12 protein-coding genes and 1 pseudogene are annotated in these 16,307 nt (G+C 68.7%); 10 read left to right on the forward strand and 3 right to left on the reverse strand.

All coding sequences use genetic code 11. The features are described 5' to 3' along the window. Window positions 1-729, reverse strand: coding sequence for an ATP-binding cassette domain-containing protein (locus C6V83_RS17855; protein ID WP_105943548.1), 729 nt, complete (start codon window positions 727-729; stop codon window positions 1-3). Window positions 730-1,041: 312 nt separating this feature from the next. Here C6V83_RS17855 and C6V83_RS17860 point away from each other — a divergent pair, with 312 nt between their 5' ends. Beyond that, complete coding sequence (locus C6V83_RS17860) at window positions 1,042-1,827, forward strand: HAD-IIA family hydrolase (protein ID WP_105943549.1); 786 nt, start codon at window positions 1,042-1,044, stop codon at window positions 1,825-1,827. A gap of 69 nt (window positions 1,828-1,896) precedes the next feature. After that, on the forward strand, window positions 1,897-2,406 hold the full coding sequence (locus C6V83_RS17865; RefSeq protein WP_105943550.1) for a hypothetical protein: 510 nt from the start codon (window positions 1,897-1,899) through the stop codon (window positions 2,404-2,406). Window positions 2,407-2,731: 325 nt separating this feature from the next. Here C6V83_RS17865 and fgd read toward each other — a convergent pair whose 3' ends face one another. Together fgd and C6V83_RS17875 are read right to left on the reverse strand one after the other, a co-directional pair. After that, the gene (fgd, locus tag C6V83_RS17870; RefSeq protein ID WP_105943551.1) at window positions 2,732-3,757 is read right to left on the reverse strand and encodes a glucose-6-phosphate dehydrogenase (coenzyme-F420); all 1,026 of its coding nucleotides are present in this window, start codon (window positions 3,755-3,757) and stop codon (window positions 2,732-2,734) included. 243 nt (window positions 3,758-4,000) lie between these two features. Beyond that, window positions 4,001-5,188: an acyl-CoA dehydrogenase family protein gene (locus C6V83_RS17875; protein WP_105943552.1), complete on the reverse strand. Its 1,188-nt coding sequence runs from the start codon at window positions 5,186-5,188 to the stop codon at window positions 4,001-4,003. 71 nt (window positions 5,189-5,259) lie between these two features. On the opposite strand from C6V83_RS17875, the gene C6V83_RS17880 reads away from it, so the two are divergent. The 8 genes and pseudogenes from C6V83_RS17880 to C6V83_RS17910 all read left to right on the forward strand — a co-directional run bounded on the left by C6V83_RS17880 (window position 5,260) and on the right by C6V83_RS17910 (window position 16,291). Further along, entirely contained in the window at window positions 5,260-9,279 is a 4,020-nt protein-coding gene (locus C6V83_RS17880; protein WP_407646215.1) for a Pls/PosA family non-ribosomal peptide synthetase, read from the forward strand. After that, window positions 9,276-9,842: a hypothetical protein gene (locus C6V83_RS17885; RefSeq protein ID WP_159067562.1), complete on the forward strand. Its 567-nt coding sequence runs from the start codon at window positions 9,276-9,278 to the stop codon at window positions 9,840-9,842. The genes C6V83_RS17880 and C6V83_RS17885 overlap by 4 nt, the downstream gene beginning before the upstream one ends. A 223-nt stretch (window positions 9,843-10,065) precedes the next feature. After that, window positions 10,066-11,421: a M1 family metallopeptidase gene (locus C6V83_RS17890; RefSeq protein WP_105943555.1), complete on the forward strand. Its 1,356-nt coding sequence runs from the start codon at window positions 10,066-10,068 to the stop codon at window positions 11,419-11,421. A gap of 63 nt (window positions 11,422-11,484) precedes the next feature. Continuing rightward, a complete protein-coding gene (locus tag C6V83_RS17895; RefSeq protein WP_105943556.1) occupies window positions 11,485-12,426 on the forward strand; it encodes a DUF1254 domain-containing protein in 942 nt (313 codons plus the stop codon). Window positions 12,427-12,526: 100 nt separating this feature from the next. Further along, window positions 12,527-13,867, forward strand: coding sequence for a DUF1254 domain-containing protein (locus tag C6V83_RS17900; RefSeq protein ID WP_234353799.1), 1,341 nt, complete (start codon window positions 12,527-12,529; stop codon window positions 13,865-13,867). Window positions 13,868-14,000: 133 nt separating this feature from the next. After that, window positions 14,001-15,013 (forward strand): annotated as a pseudogene (locus C6V83_RS18855) (SulP family inorganic anion transporter); the annotation flags it as partial. Between the two features lie 96 nt (window positions 15,014-15,109). Beyond that, window positions 15,110-15,604 (forward strand): STAS domain-containing protein, encoded by a 495-nt coding sequence (locus C6V83_RS18860; RefSeq protein WP_234354018.1) that lies wholly within the window; start codon window positions 15,110-15,112, stop codon window positions 15,602-15,604. A gap of 15 nt (window positions 15,605-15,619) precedes the next feature. After that, window positions 15,620-16,291 carry a GAP family protein gene (locus C6V83_RS17910; RefSeq protein WP_105943558.1) on the forward strand — a complete coding sequence of 224 codons (672 nt, stop codon included), beginning with the start codon at window positions 15,620-15,622 and terminating at the stop codon, window positions 16,289-16,291. Window positions 16,292-16,307 lie beyond the last annotated feature (16 nt).

Below are 16,307 nucleotides of genomic sequence, written 5' to 3' on the forward strand. Positions count from 1 at the left end.
TCACCGGATCCGGTCCCCTCGCTCGAGCCGCACGAACTCGTCGTCGGTGAGGTTGCCGACCTCGATCACGTCGGTGATGCCGTCCCGCATGGCCACACCGTTGACGTCCGCAGTGATGACTGTCTGGTTGCGGCCCAGATCGATCAGCCGCTCGATGAACTTGTGCGAGTTCACGTCCCGCGCCATGTTGTCGGCGCCGCCGACCACCAGCAGCGGCGGCGTGCGCAGGTTGCCCATCGCCACGTGAAGCAGGGCCGCGGTCAGTTCGGGCAGTTCCTCGACGTACGCGTCCATCGCGGGAAGCGTCAGCGGACCGAACGTCGACCGGCACATGCGCTCGAGGTCGTCCTCGTCGGCGACGCCGACCAGCTTGTACCAGGGCGCCTGCCAGCGCAGGTGTTCGGTGAGCACGTCCCGGACCCGGATCGTCTGGCGGATGCCGTCGACTTCCTCGATGAAGCCCATCGCCGAGTTGGTGAACAGGTGACGGACGTCGCCGGTTCGGCCGAAGGCGGTGAGCGAACCGGTGGTCGGCTTCATCCGGCCGCAGAGGGTCAAGAGCAGCGCGGTGCGGCCGCGGCCGCCCGAACCGGCGATCACCGTGACGCCGCCACGGCGGATCTGCAGGTCGACGGGCCCGAAGATGTGTCCCCACGAGGCATCGACTCCCAGCCCCGCGGCATGGAGGATCACCTCACACGCAGGCCGCTGGATGCTCTCCACCGACATCTATCGAACCCACCCTCGTCTCGCTCGAGAACGTGCTCGACTGTCACGCCGAGAACGCTCACTTACCCCCCGTCAACCTGAACGCTAGCGCGTAGAACCGCAGCGACACCGGCGATTTGGCCCGAATCCCTCACCGATGTGCCGTATCCGGCTCAAAGTCCGATCGACGTCACGTCCATCATGCTAGACAACCGCTCGGCATGGCGAGCATCGCCCCCCGTCGGGAGATGTGTTTTTGAGCACTCCCGCAGACGACGCGACGGAGCCGCTCGGACCTGCGCGAGACGGCCCGGCGGGGCCTACCCTGGACCCATGAGCCTCACCTACCTGATGGACATGGACGGCGTGCTGATCAGCGAGGAACGCCTGATCCCCGGTGCGGACACCTTTGTCAACGAGTTGCGCGACGCCGGGATCCCGTTCAGCCTCCTGACCAACAATTCGATCCGCACGCCGCGCGATCTGAAAGCCCGGCTGCGGGCGACCGGGCTGGACGTGGGCGAGGAGAACATCTGGACCTCGGCCCTGGCGACCGCACAGTTCCTCAGCACGCAGCGGCCCGGCGGCAGCGCATATGTAGTCGGAGAATCCGGACTCACCACCGCCCTGCACGAGATCGGCTACGTGCTGACCGACTCCGATCCCGACTACGTGGTGCTCGGGGAAACCCGGACCTACTCGTTCGAGGCGATCACCACGGCGATCCGGCTGGTCGAGCGCGGGGCGCGGTTCATCGCCACCAATCCGGACACCACGGGCCCGTCGTCGGCGGGTCCGCTCCCGGCGACCGGGTCGGTGGCCGCGCTGATCACCGCCGCGACGGGCCGCGAGCCGTACTACGTAGGCAAGCCGAATCCGCTGATGATGCGCTCGGCGTTGCGCCGGATGGGCGGACACTCGGAGACCACTCTGATGATCGGCGATCGGATGGACACCGATGTGATCTCCGGTCTCGAGGCCGGTCTGCGCACCATTCTGGTGCTCTCCGGAATCTCCACCGCGGAGTCGGTGGACGGCTTCCCGTACCGGCCCACCCGGGTGATCGACTCGGTCGCCGACCTGGTCGGCCGCACTGCCGATCCGTTCGCCGACGTCTGATCCGGCCCGGCCGCGCGGTAGCCTGGAGAACCGACAGCGGCCGCAAGGCCGCGTGAAGGAGTCCGAACGTTGAGCACGCCGCAACCACCCGAGCAGCCGAGCGATCCCCAGCAGCCGGCAGGGCAACCCACGGGACAGCCGTACCCGGGGTACGACGAGCAGACCGCCGGCTACGGGACTTCGGGCCGGCCGACCGACGGCGTCTACCCGGCCCCGGACAGTCAGGCCACCACTATGGTTCCGGGCGCCGGCAGCTCTTCGGCTGCGCGGCGCTGGCAGATCATCGCCGCCCTCGCCGTCGCCGCCGCGCTGCTCGTCATCATCGGCTTCTTCGCGCTGGGCCAGCAGGGCCGCGGGGGCCAGTCCGCCCCGGTGACGACGACGATCACCGAGGTGGAGGAGATCCACAGCGAGCCGACCACCGAGACGGCCACCGAAACCCGGACCGAACGCCAGACCGCGACCCAGACCCAGCGCCAGACGGCCACCGAGACCGAGACGGTGACCACCACGGAAGTCCGCACCCGCACCGTGACCACCACGGTCATTGAGACTCCGGCGCCCGACCCTTCCGGGTAATCCGGCCGCACGCGCGCCGAGACGGGCTCTATCGAGATCTTCGCCGATCCACCCGGTCCATCGCTCATTGAACCGGACGAGCCCCGGGCCCATCGCTCGTTGAGCGAGGCGAGCCCGCTAGGGCCCATCCGCTCGTTGAGCCGGACGAGCCCGCTAGGGCGAGACCGTGTCGAAACGCCGCCAGGGACGTGGTTTCGACACCTACTCACTATGTTCGCCGGGCTCAACCATCGAAACCTTCGCCGACCCGCCCATCGCTCGTTGAGCCGGACGAACCCGCTAGGGCGAGACCGTGTCGAAACGTCCTACGCCGTCGTCGCGCATCTCACTCCTGGACGACGGCCAGCTCCCGCAGGCCCGGCACCACCTCGGCGGTGAACGCCTCCAGGAAGCGGCGCTGATCGGCCCCCGGATTGTGAAACACCAGGTGGTTGAGGCCGGCGTCGAGATACGGCTTGATCTGCGCGATCGCCTCGTCCGGGGTGGACGCCACGATCCAGCGCTTGGCGACCTGCTCGATCGGAAGCTCGTCGGCAAGGCGTTCCATCTCCACCGAGCTGTTCACCGAGTGCTTCTGCTCCGGAGTGAGCGAGAGCGGCGCCCAGAACCGGGTGTTCTCCAGCGCCTTCTCCGGGTCCGGGTCGTAGGAGATCTTGATCTCGATCATGCGGTCGATGTCGGCGAAGTTTCGGTCCGCCTTGGCTGCGCCTTCGCGTACCGCGGGGATCAGCTTCTCGGTGTAGAGCTCCATCCCCTTGCCCGAGGTGCAGATGAACCCGTCGCCCGCGCGGCCTGCGTACCGCGCGACCACCGGTCCGCCGGCCGCGACGTACACCGGGATCGGGTCCGCGGGGACGTCGTACATGTACGCGCCTTGCGTCGTGTAGTACTCGCCGTCGAAGCTCACCTCGTCACCGGTCCACAGTTCCCGCATCAACGCGACGGCCTCCCTGAGCCGGGCGAAGCGCTCCTTGAACTCGGGCCACTCGCCAGTGAAGCCGGTGGCGTACTCGTTGAGCGCCTCTCCCGTGCCGACCCCGAGCATCACGCGCCCGGGATACAGGCAGCCGAGAGTCGCGAAGGCTTGGGCGATGACCGCCGGGTTGTAACGGAACGTCGGGGTGAGGACCGAGGTGCCCAGCTGCACACGCTCGGTGCGCTCGCCGACCGCGGTAAGCCAGGCGAGTGAGAACGGAGCGTGGCCGCCGTTGTGCCGCCAGGGCTGGAAGTGGTCGCTCACGGTGACCGAGTCGAGGCCGAACTCCTCGGCGGCCACCCCGACCTCCACCAGTTCGCGGGGAGCGAACTGCTCCGCCGATGCCTTCAGTCCGAGTTTCAGCTCTGCTGCCATGTGCATTCCCTCACTGCCGGTTCTTCTTCGGTTAGGTGAATCTGTCGGTGTGTGGTTTCGACTCGGGCTCCTTCGTCGCCCGGCTCAACCAGCGATTCCGCGGCGTCACTCTTCGTCGCCCGGCTCAACCAGCGGTCCCCGCGGCGTCACTCTTCGTCGCCGGCTCAACCAGCTCTCCCTCGGTCGTTCTTCGTCGCCCGGTTCGACCATCGTTCCCGCGGCGTCGTACTTCGGCGGTCGGGCTCAGCGGAACGCGTCCTCGCCGGTGAGCGCCTTGGCGATCATCAGCTGGTGCATCTCGCTGGTGCCCTCGTAGGTGAGGACGGATTCGAGGTTGTTGGCATGCCGGATCACCGGGTACTCGAGCGTGATTCCGTTGGCGCCCAGGATGGTCCGACACTTGCGGGCGATCTCGATCGCCTCGCGGACGTTGTTCAGCTTGCCCAGGCTCACCTGCTCGGGAGCGATCTTGCCGGAGTCCTTGATCCGGCCCAGCTGAATGGCCAGCAGGTACGCCTTGCCCAGTTCCACCGACATGTCGGCGAGCTTGGCCTGGGTCATCTGGTAGCCGGCGAGCGGCTTGTCGAACACTTCGCGTGTCGACGCGTACTCGATCGCGGTCTCCAGACAGTCGCGAGCGGCGCCCACCGCACCGAAGACGATGCCGAAGCGCGCCTCGTTGAGACAGCTCAGCGGGCCGCGCAGCCCCTGCGCCTCCGGCAGCATCGCCGAGGCGGGCACCCGCACGTCGTCGAGCACGATCTCCCCGGTCACCGAAGCCCGCAGCGACATCTTGTGCTTGATCTCCGGTGCACTGAACCCCGGTGTACCGGCGGGAATCAGGAACCCGCGAATGCCGCGTGACCCCTGCTCCAGGTCGGTCCGCGCCCACACCACCGCGACGTCGGCGACCGGGGCGTTGGTGATCCACATCTTGGAGCCGTTCAGGATCCAGTCGTCGCCGTCACGTCGCGCGTTGGTCAGCATGCCCGCCGGATTCGACCCGTAATCCGGTTCGGTGAGACCGAAGCAGCCGAGCGCTTCGCCCGTCGCCATGCGCGGCAGCCACTCCCGCTTCTGTTCCTCGCTGCCCCAGCGGTGGATGGCGAACATCGACAGCGAGCCCTGCACCGACACGAAGCTGCGCAGCCCGCTGTCGACGGCCTCGGCCTCCAGGCAGGCCAACCCGTAGGCCGTCGCCGACGTCCCGGCGCACCCGTACCCGTCCAGGTGCATGCCGAACAGGCCCACGTCGCCGAGTTCGCGGGCCAGCTCCCGCACCGGCAGGGCGCCGTCCTCGAACCAGCCGGCCACCTGCGGGCGCAGTCGTTTGGCCCCGAAGTCGGCGACCGTCGCGGCGATCGCGCGCTCGTCGTCGTCGAGCAGCCGGTCGATCCCGAAGAGCTGTTCTGTGGTCTTGCGTTCACTCATGCCTCGCGCGCGTCCTCTCGCGGTGCCGGACCGTCGCCGGACTTCTCCGTCGATGCCACCATACGGTGGCAGTGACGCCGCCGACCGCCGCACCGGCGAGTCCCGGCGCGTTCACCTCCCCGAATCCCCGTGTTCGACACCGGTTCACGTCCGGACCGCCGCGACGGCGAAACCGGGCATCGTGGTGCACAATCAACGCTGTGCCGATACCCGAGGAGTTCCTGCGCGCCGCCCAGGCGCCCGCCGCGCGCACCCTCGTCGACATCCTCACCGCCACCGCGGCGGCCCATCCGGATGCGCCGGCGATCGACGACGGCGACCAGGTCCTGACCTACTCCGAACTCCTGGCCGTGGTGCGGCGGATGGCCGGCCGGCTCGCCGACGCCGAGATCGGGCACGGCGACCGTGTCGGCATCCGGATGCCGTCCGGGCACCGCGACCTCTACATCGCGATCCTCGCGACGCTCTTCGCCGGAGCGGCCTACGTGCCGGTCGACGCCGACGACCCCGATGAGCGGGCCGAGCTGGTGTTCGGCGAAGCACAGATCGACGCCGCCCTCACCGCAGACGGCATCTCCCGGTACGGCGGCCGGCATCGCGCCGCCGGAGACGGCGAGGCGCTGGAGCATTCTCCGGCGACCGTCGACGACGACGCCTGGATCATCTTCACCTCCGGCTCCACTGGCACCCCGAAGGGCGTCGCCGTGACCCACCGCAATGCGGCCGCATTCGTCGACGCCGAAGCCGAGCTCTTCCTGCAAGATGCCCCGCTCGGTCCGGGCGATCGCGTGCTCGCCGGCCTCTCGGTGGCATTCGACGCCTCCTGCGAGGAGATGTGGCTCGCCTGGCGGCACGGTGCCTGCCTGGTTCCGGCCCCGCGCTCGCTGGTGCGCAGCGGCATGGACCTCGGCCCCTGGCTGGTGATGCGCGATGTCAACGTGGTCTCCACGGTCCCGACACTGGCCGCGCTCTGGCCGGCCGAAGCGCTCGAGGCGGTGCGCCTGCTGATCTTCGGCGGCGAGGCCTGCCCACCCGAACTCGCCGACCGCCTGGCCACCTCCGACCGCGAGGTCTGGAACACCTACGGCCCCACCGAGGCCACCGTGGTCGCCTCCGCCGCGCGCCTGTACGCCGGGGAGCCGGTGCGGATCGGCCTGCCGCTGAACGGGTGGGATCTGGCCGTCGTCGACGGCGCGGGGCAACCGGTGGCCGTCGGCGAGACCGGTGAATTGGTGATCGGCGGCGTCGGGCTGGCCCGCTATTTGGATCCGGACAAGGACGCCGAGAAGTACGCCCCGCTCGACTCGCTCGGCTGGGCGCGCGCCTACCGCAGCGGCGACGTGGTCCGGCTGGACCCGGCGGGTCTGCTGTTCGTCGGGCGCGCCGACGACCAGGTGAAGATCGGCGGACGGCGGATCGAGCTCGGCGAGGTCGACAACGCTCTGCAGAACCTGCCCGGGGTGAGCGGCGGCGCGTGCGCGGTACGCAAGAACGCCGCGGGCAACGCCATGCTGATCGGCTATCTCGCCTCGACCGATTCGGCGTTCGACCTGACCGCCGCGCAGGCCCGCCTGCGCGCGGAGCTGCCCGCGGCGATGGTGCCGCGCCTGGTGCTGCTCGACGAGCTACCGACCCGCACCTCCGGCAAGGTCGATCGCGACGCGCTGCCGTGGCCGGTGCCCGGCGGCCCGTCCGGGCAGAGCCACGAACCCGCCGCCGAGCTGACTGCCACCCAGGCCTGGCTGGCCGATCAGTGGGCCGAGGTGCTCGGAGTCACGGTGACCGGACCCGACGCGGACTTCTTCACCGAAGGCGGCGGCTCTCTCTCGGCCGCACAGCTGGTCAGCGGACTGCGCACGCGCTACCCGGAGATCACCGTCGCCGAACTCTACGACCATCCCCGCCTGGGCTCGCTCGCCGATCTGCTCGACTCGCTCGCCCCGACCGAAGCCGCCGAAGCTCGCGAAGCGACCCCGATTCCCGCGCGGACCGGCCTGCTCCAGGTCCTGGCCGCGGTCCCGCTGGCCACCCTGACGGGCATCGCCTGGATGACCTGGCTGGGCGTGGCGAACAACGTCGGCCGGGCAGCCGCGGATGCGCTGGGCTACTCCGCGCCCTGGCTGATTCATGTGAACTGGTGGGTGCTGCTGGCGGCCTTCCTGATCTTCGTGACTCCGTTCGGTCGCCTGGTGATCGCCGCCGGCGGCGCACGTCTGCTCCTGAGTGGCGTGACCCCGGGAGAACACCCACGAGGCGGATCGGTGCACGTCCGGCTCTGGATCGCCGAGCGGCTGATGGAGGCCAGCGGTGCGCACAACGCCTCCGGTGCGCCCTGGATGCCGCACCTGGCGCGCGCCCTCGGGGCCTCGCTCGGCGCCGGCGTCGACCTGCACTCCCTGCCGCCGGTCACCGGCATGCTGACGGTGGGCGACGGCGCCGCGATCGAACCCGAAGTGGACCTGTCCGGCTGGTGGCTGGACGGCGACGTGCTGCACCTCGGCCGCGTGGAGATCAAGCGCGGCGCCACGGTGGGCTCCCGCTCCACGCTGCTCCCGGGCTCGGTGGTCGGTCGCGATGCGATCGTCGACCCCGGTTCCACCGTGATCGGCAAGGTCAAGGCGCGCCAGCGATGGGCGGGGTCGCCCGCGGTGAAGCTGGGCAAGGCCAAGTCGCACTGGCCGGATCAGCGCCCGCAGGCGCGCCGTCACTGGGTGCCGATCTACGCGCTGTCGGCGCTGCTGATCGCGGGTATCCCGTTGATCTCGCTCGCCGCCGGCCTGGTGGTCACGTTCTCGTGGGCGCTCTCGTCGGACGACCTCGGCTCGGCGGCACTGCGTGCGCTGGCACTGAGCCCGCTCGGGGTGCTCGCCGCGTTGGGCACCTTCGCGCTGGTGACCCTGGTCGTCGTACGGCTGGCGTCGCTCGGCCTGAAGCCCGGGTCCTATCCGGTGCGCAGCCGCACCGGCTGGCAGGTCTGGCTCACCGAACGAGTGATGGACTCCGCGCGCACCTACCTGTTCCCGCTGTACGCGAGTCTGCTGACACCGTGGTGGTTCCGCGCCCTCGGCGCCACCATCGGCAAAGACACCGAGATCTCCACCGCGCTGGTGATCCCGAAGTTCACCGTCGTCGGGGACCAGTCGTTCCTGGCTGACGACACCATGATGGCGTCGTACGAGCTCGGGGGCGGCTGGATGCGGATCGGCGAGGCCCGGGTCGGCAAGCGCGCCTTCCTGGGCAACTCCGGGATGGTCGCGCCCGAACGGAAGGTGCCCAAGGGCGGTCTGGTCGCCGTCCTGTCGGCGGCCCCGGCCAAGGCGAAGGCCGGGTCCAGCTGGCTCGGCAGTCCGCCGCAGCGCCTGCGCCGAACCGCCGGTGAAGCCGACAGTTCGCGGACGTTCGCACCGCCGCTGAGGCTGCGGATCGCGCGCTCGGTGGTCGAGACACTGCGCCTGGTCGCCGTGTGGGTGTCGTTCCTGCTCGGCATCGGCGTGCTGCTCACGCTGCAGGCCATCGCGTCGTCGTCGAATGCGGCGGTGGCGACCCTGGTGGGCGGGCTGGTGCTGTTGACCGCCGGCGTGGTGGCCGGAATCGTTGCGGCCGCGGCGAAATGGCTGGTGATCGGCCGGGTGCGCGCGAGCGAGCACCCGCTGTGGAGTTCGTTCATCTGGCGCAACGAGCTCTCCGACGCCTTCGTCGAGACCGTCGCCGCACCCTGGTTCGCCAACGCGGCCGCCGGCACGCCGGTGCTCAACTGGTGGCTCCGGGCGCTCGGCGCGAAGATCGGCCGCGGAGTCTGGTGCGAGTCGTACTGGCTGCCCGAGGCCGACCTGGTGGAACTGGGCGACGGCGCCAACGTGCAGCGCGGCTGCGTGGTCCAGACCCACCTGTTCCACGACCGCGTGATGGCCATCGACTCGGTGAAGCTGGCGCCTGGCGCGACCCTCGGTCCGCACTGCGTCGCCCTGCCGGCCTCGGCGATCGGCGCGGCCGCCACCGTCGGCCCCGGCTCGTTGGTGATGCGCGGCGATCATGTCCCCGATTACACACGCTGGCAGGGCAATCCGATTGCGCCGTGGCCGCGCCGATGACTCACCCGCCCCAGCCGCCGAAGCAGTTCCGGGGCCTCAAGATCGCACTCGCGGCAACCCTCGCCCTCGCGGCAGTGCTGGTGGTGGTGCTCATCGCGGCGATCGCGCTCTTCGCGACGGTGTGGGCTTTCCCGTTCGGCGACGACGATGCGTTCACGCCTGACCACATGGATGCCGAGCGCGCGGCGAAGGCCTTCGCCTCCCGCGACGTGACGATCCCGCCGGAGTTCGAGTTCGTCTCCGCGACTCGCTTCCCGGTGTTCACCGGCAAGGAGAGCTACCGCGGCACGTATCGGATCAGCGTCTCTCTTCCGAGCGCCGAAGATCTCGTCGCACAAGCGAATCCGACCTTTCCGGCCTTCGACGAACTGTCCTGCACCGACTACTCGCAGGAGAGCCTCGCGCAGATCGCCGGACTGCCGTGTCCGCCCGGCACTCCCGCCCTCGCCAGCGTGCGCGACTCGCTTCCGACTCACGTCGACCCACCGCCGGACAGCGAGACCCTGATCCTCGTCGGGCGCGACGCGCACGTGGAACTGATCGTGGAAGCCACGGGGCACTGAGCCGATACCGGCCGTCGGTGTCCCTACCGTGACGTAGCTTTCGGATCACTCACAGGTGACCAGCCACGATGGCGCAGCGGCCGCCAGACGCGCCACAAATACGTCACGGTAGGGACATCGCCGCACCGACCGTGCCGTCGACGCGCGAGTCGGGGCGTCCCCCGGTAGGGTGAGGGCCGCGGCGCTCGCCGCACCACACCAGCGGGATCGAGGAGAACGCAGCGTGCCGAACAAGGGCAAGGGCGTCACTCACACCCCCACCCTCAGCGGCACCTCCCACGAGCTCGACCCGTACCTCCCGAACAGCGGCAACCTCGGCTTCCGGGTCTCCCGCTACGATCTGACCCTCGACTACCGGGTCTCGTCGAACCGGTTGCGCGGCACGGCCACGATCACGGCGACGTCGTACCAGCAGCTGAACCGCTTCACCTTGGATCTGGGCCGGGCCATGCGCGTCGAGCGCGTGACCGTCAACGGCAAGCCGGCGCGGCACTCGCACCGCAGCGGCAAGCTGGCGATCACGCCGGGACAACCGATCCCGCCGGGCGGGGCGATGACCGTGGTGGTGCGGTACGGGGGCAATCCGCGGCCGATCCGGAGCCTGTGGGGCACGGTCGGCTGGGAGGAACTCGACGACGGTTCCCTGTGCGCGAACCAGCCGAACGGCGCCCCGTCATGGTTCCCGTGCGACGACCACCCCGAGGCCAAGGCGCCGTTTCAGATCAGTGTCACCACCGACAGCCCCTATTACGCGCTGGCCAACGGGGTGCTGATCGCCAAGAAGCGGTCGGCGGCGACCACCACCTGGGTGTACGAGCAGGTGGAGCCGATGGCGACGTATCTCGCGTCGATTCAGATCGGCGAGTACGAGCACCGTCGCCTGTCCACCTCCCCGGTGCCCGTTTACGCGCTGTCGCCGCGGCGGCTGAGCCGGCGGTTCGATGCGAGCTTCGCCAACCAGGTCGCGATGGTGGAGGTCTTCACCGAGCTCTTCGGCCCCTATCCGTTCCCGCAGTACACCGCCGTGGTGGTCGACGAAGACCTGGACATCCCCCTGGAGGCGCAGAGTTTCTCGACATTCGGCGCCAACCACTGCGACGGCTCGCTGACACACGAGCGGCTGATCGCCCACGAGCTGGCCCACCAATGGTTCGGCAACTCGGTGACGCTCGCCCGATGGCGGGACATCTGGCTGAACGAGGGCTTCGCGTGCTACGCGGAATGGCTGTGGAGTCAACGCAGCGGCGGGCGCTCGGCGGAGGAGTGGGCACGGCACTACTACGCCAAGCTCGCCGCCGAACCGGTCCGCGTGCCGCTGGCCGATCCGGGCCCGAAAGTGATGTTCGACGACTGGGTCTACAAGCGCGGCGCGATCACCCTGCACGCACTACGGCTTCGCCTGGGCGACGGCGCGTTCTTCCAACTGCTCCACCGCTGGACGGACAAGTACCGCTACCGCGCCGCGACCACCGAGGACTTCATCGCGCTCGCCAGCACGTACACCTCGGAGTCGCTCAACGACTTCTGGCGCGACTGGCTCTTCGTCCCTGTGCTCCCGCCCTTTCCAGGGCCTCCCTGAACTCGGCCTCGCGAGTGAAATCCCGCCGACCACGACTGCTGCACAAACAGGAGGAAGCTGACTATGCCCGACACCATGGTGAATGTGGACAACTTCGCGCGGGCGGAGACGGACGCGATGATGAGCGGGATCCTGAAGATCACCGGCTCGGTGAACACGGTCTTCCATGACCGCGAACTGGCGCCGCTCGACCGGCAACCGGTGATCCGGCAGAATCGCGACACGCTGTACTCGGTGGCGATCGTCGACATCTCGCAGGGCGCCACCTTCACGATCCCCGACGCCGGCGACCGGTACCTGTCGGTGATGCTGATCAATCAGGACCACTACATCAACCGGGTCCTGCACGGCGCGGGCACATACGAGCTCTCAGCGGAAGAGCTCGGCTCGGACTTCATCGTCCTCGCCGTGCGAACCCTGTTCAACCCGTCGGACCCAGCGGACATCGCCGAGGTGCACCGGATCCAGGACGGAATGCTCCTGGACGCACAGGCCTCGCGCCCATTCGAGCCGAACACCTTCGACCCGGCCAGCCACAAGGCCACCCGCGACGCACTGCTGACCCTGCAGAAGGGGCTGCCCGGTTACTCGAAGAGCTTCGGCAGCAAAGCCCAGGTGGACCCCGTCCACCATCTTCTCGGCACCGCTTCGGGGTGGGGCGGGCTGCCTGACGACGAGGCCGCGTACGTGTCCGTCTTCCCCGATGTGACGCCGGGCAGGTACCAGATGACTTTCCGCGACGTGCCGGCCGACGCCTTCTACTCGGTGAGCGTCTACAACCGCGACGGCTATTTCGAGCCGGGTCCGTCCGGTGTCACCAACGTCAACAACGTGTTCGGCGCGTTGAACGACGACGGCTCTATGACGGTCCGCTTCGGCGATTTCGACACCGAAGCGAACACCATCCCGACTCCGGACGGGTGGAATCTCCTGATCCGCCTCTATCGCCCACGCGTCGCCGAACTGAGGAGATGGACGGTTCCCGCACTCGAGCCAGCGGAGTAGCGTCGCTTCATCGGCTCCCACGTCCGCTCGCCTTCGGCGAGCGGTACGCTTCTCGCGGATGCCGCTCGCACCCGCCCCGACGTTCAGTTCAGGAGGCATCGTGACGAACCCCAATCTCACCGCCTTGTCGACCGAGGCGTACTTGTACGGATTCCCGTTGGTGTTCAACCTCGATCAGGTGCAGCGGTACGTGAACGAGGGAGTCGGGGCGAATCCCGCGGCGCCGTTCAACACTTTCAGTCACGCCCGGAAGATAGCGGGACCGGCCGACACCTTCGTGACGATCAACAACGACACCGTGTATTCGATGGCCCAGCTCGACCTCAGTGTCGGTCCGGTCATCCTCCACGTGCCCGACTCCTCGGGCCGCTACTACGTGCTGCAGTTCGTGGATGCCTGGACGGACAATTTCGCCTACGTCGGTCATCGCGCCACCGGCACCGCGGCCGGCGACTTCCTCCTGGCCCCACCTGGCTGGGCGGGCGATGCACCGGCCGGTGCGACGGTGATCGAGTTCCCGACACTGGTGGCATCGATCGTCGGCCGCTGGGCGTGTGCCGGCGACGACGACCTCCCCGCCGTCGCCGAATTGCAGGACGCCACCACTCTCACCCCGCTGGACCCGCAGGCGACCGCCGACGGCATCCCTCAGCCGGCAGCGTCCGACTCCGAGGCGCTCGTGTTCTTCGACAAGCTGCGCCTGTGGAGTCGTGCCTTTCCGGGCGCAGAACGCGACCGGCCGCTGCAGGAGAGTCTGACGCCGCTGGGCATCAACGACGCAGCGCGCCCCGTCACAGCGGCCCCCGACGCGGTGGCGAAGGCGCTCGCCGACGGATACGCGCAGGGCGCGGCCGTCTTGCAGAAGGTACTGCATTCCGGGGGCACCAGCCCGATCGTGAACGGCTGGAAGCTGACCTTCCACGCGTTCGACTACAACCTCGACTTCTTCCAGGTGGGCGCCCTGGACGACCCGGCCTTCAAGATCGCGGACCCGAAGATGCGCATCGTCGAACGTGCGGCGGCGGCCGCCGGCGGGCTGTGGGGCAACCACGCCTACGAGGCCGCCTACGTGATGACGTACGTGGACGATCAGAGCGAGCAGCTCACTGGGTCGCGCACCTACACGCTGCACCTGTCCCCCACCCCTCCGGTGGGCGCGTTCTGGTCGCTGACCATGTACGACGTCCCGGACTTCTTCATGGTCGACAACCCCATCGACCGGTACTCGATCGGGGATCGCACTCCGGGGATCGTGTTCGAAGCCGACGGTTCCCTGGTCATCACGATCAGCCACACGGAACCGGCCGAGCCCACCGCGCGCGCGAACTGGCTGCCGGCGCCCGCGGGCGACTTCCGCCCCGTGCTGCGAATGTACGAACCCCGTCCCGCAGTGCTCGACGGCACCTACCAGATCCCTGCGATCACCCGCATAGGTCCGTGACCCTGTTCGCCGATTCCGACACGACGGCATCGAGGCCGTGGTGAACGCAACGCTCGAAACACTGCGGGGACTGTACGTTCGGCCGCTTGCTGGGCTGACCCGCCAGAACCTGGTGCGGGAGCTGCTGGCAGGTGTGACCCTGCTCGCGATCGCGGTCCCGTTGAACATCGGGTACGCGCAGATCGCCGGGCTGCCGGTGACGGCAGGCCTGTACGCGCTGATCCTGCCGACGGTCGTGTACGCGTTGACGGTGTCCTCACGACAGCTGGTGGCCTCCCCGGATGCCGCCGCCGCGGCGCTGGTGGCCTCCTCGATCGGAGGACTGGCGGTCGCCGGAAGCGCCGACTACTCCTCGCTGGCGCTGGCTCAGGCGATCATCGTCGGGGTCATGTTCCTCGGGTTGTCGTTCTTCAAGCTCGGGTTCCTGGCGAACTTCCTCTCCAAACCGATCCTGGTGGGATTCGTGGGCGGTCTGGCCCTGGACATCATGGTGAGCCAGGTCGCGAAGATGCTCGGCGTGAAGATCGACTCGGGCGGCGAGTTCGTCGAGAAACTGACCGGACTCGTCACCGGGATCGGCACCACGAACGTCTGGTCCCTGCTGATCTCGGTCGCGGCGGTCGTGGTGCTGGTCGGCGGGCGGCGTCTGCTGCCTGCGCTGCCGTGGGCGCTGGTCGTGCTCGTCGTCGCGACCGTCGTGGCGGTGCTCACGAACGCGCAGTCCGCCGGAGTCGACGTGCTCGGGGAAGTACCGGCCGGTCCCCCTCGGCTGACCTGGCCCGTTCTCGACTGGTCGTTGTGGCTCGCCCTCATCCCGTCTGCGATCGCGCTCACCATGATCACCACCGCCGAGGCCTGCTCGTGTCGCGCGCCTACGGCGAGAAGCGCGGCTACACCACCAAACCGAACCGCGACCTGTTCGCCTTCGGCGTCGGCAACATCGCCGCCGGTGCGTCGGCGAGCTTCACCATGGGCTCGTCGACCTCGCGCACCGCGGCGATGGATCAGTCGGGATCGCGCACGCAGCTGCCGTCCCTCGTGCTCGCGGCCGGCACGCTCCTGCTGCTGCTGTTCGGCACCGCCCTGCTGACCGACATCCCGTCACCGGCGATCGGGGCGATCGTGGCGGTCGCGATCATCCCGCTGCTGGGTATCCGCGATTTCGCGATGCTGTGGGGCAAGGACCGGTTCGAGTTCGCGATCGGCGCCGTCTGCTTCGTCGTCACCCTGATGGTCGGATCGATGGCCGGCATCGTGGTCGCGTTCGTCCTCGCGCTGATCAACCTCGCCAAACGCGCGGCGAACCCGGCCATCGACGTGCTGGAAGCTTCCGGCGACCCCGGCGAGTCACTGCTGACGGACGCGCCGAGGGGCAGCGTCACCGGACCCGGCGTCGTCGTGATCCGGCTCGCGGCACCGCTGTTCTTCGCCAACGGCGACGTCTTCAGCCGGGCCGTGAAATCCGCGATCACCAGTGCGGAGCCCGGATCGGTGCGGCATCTCGTGGTCGACATGGAAGCCGTCACCGACGTCGACGTCACCGGTGCCGAATCCTTCGAAGCCCTGCAGAATTGGCTCGCAGATCAGTCCGTCACCCTCGGCTTCAGCCGGGTGCGGCCCGAGACCCTCGACCGGCTCGCCCAGCTCGGCCTCCTCGGCGACCAGACCGTCTACCCCACCAACCGGGCCGCCCTGGCCGCCCTCTCTCCACCAGAACCCACGCCAGATCCACACTAAGAAACGAGTTCATCCATGGGTGCTGCCATCGGGGAGATTCTCCCCCTCGCACTGGGTATCGCGATCAGCCCGATCCCGATCATCGCCGCCATCCTCATGCTTCTCTCCCCGAAAGCGCGGGTCACCAGCGTCGGGTTCCTGCTCGGCTGGGTCGTCGGCATCGTCGTCGCCGTAGTCGTGTTCACGCTGCTCTCGTCGATCCTCCCGGAGGATGATCCGACCGCCTCCAAGCCCGTGCAGGGAATCGTCAAACTCGCCCTCGGCGCGCTCCTGCTGCTCCTCGCCCTCAAGCAGTGGAGAGGACGGCCCCGGGGAGATGCCGCTCCGGCCCTGCCGAAATGGATGCAGGCGATCGACAAGGTCACCTTCCCGGTCGCGCTCGGACTCGGCTTCCTGCTGTCGGCATTGAATCCGAAGAACCTCATCATGGCCGCCGGCGCCGGCGTCGACATCGGATCAGCGTCCCTGGAAGTCGGCTCGATCGTCGTCGCGATCGTCGTGTTCACGCTGATCGCCGCCAGCACCGTTGCGGTTCCCGTGATCGCGTACCTCGTCGCCGCGGACAAGCTCCGCGGTCCGCTCGACGCTCTGCGCGGCTGGCTCGAGCGGGAGAACGCGGTCATCATGGCGGTCCTGCTGCTCGTGATCGGCGTCTCCATGCTCGGCAAGGGCATCGGGAGTTTCTAGTGTCACGCGCCAAAAT

Source organism: Gordonia iterans (assembly GCF_002993285.1).
Taxonomy (GTDB): domain Bacteria; phylum Actinomycetota; class Actinomycetes; order Mycobacteriales; family Mycobacteriaceae; genus Gordonia; species Gordonia iterans.

What these genes read in the sequence shown, in the direction of transcription:
- C6V83_RS17885 (WP_159067562.1), top strand. Translation starts at nt 9,276, where the DNA reads ATGACTCACCCGCCCCAGCCGCCGAAGCAGTTCCGGGGCCTCAAGATC.
- C6V83_RS17910 (WP_105943558.1), top strand. Translation starts at nt 15,620, where the DNA reads ATGGGTGCTGCCATCGGGGAGATTCTCCCCCTCGCACTGGGTATCGCG.
- C6V83_RS17860 (WP_105943549.1), top strand. Translation starts at nt 1,042, where the DNA reads ATGAGCCTCACCTACCTGATGGACATGGACGGCGTGCTGATCAGCGAG.
- C6V83_RS18860 (WP_234354018.1), top strand. Translation starts at nt 15,110, where the DNA reads ATGGCCGGCATCGTGGTCGCGTTCGTCCTCGCGCTGATCAACCTCGCC.
- fgd (WP_105943551.1), bottom strand. Translation starts at nt 3,757, where the DNA reads ATGGCAGCAGAGCTGAAACTCGGACTGAAGGCATCGGCGGAGCAGTTC.
- C6V83_RS17875 (WP_105943552.1), bottom strand. Translation starts at nt 5,188, where the DNA reads ATGAGTGAACGCAAGACCACAGAACAGCTCTTCGGGATCGACCGGCTG.
- C6V83_RS17855 (WP_105943548.1), bottom strand. Translation starts at nt 729, where the DNA reads ATGTCGGTGGAGAGCATCCAGCGGCCTGCGTGTGAGGTGATCCTCCAT.
- C6V83_RS17895 (WP_105943556.1), top strand. Translation starts at nt 11,485, where the DNA reads ATGCCCGACACCATGGTGAATGTGGACAACTTCGCGCGGGCGGAGACG.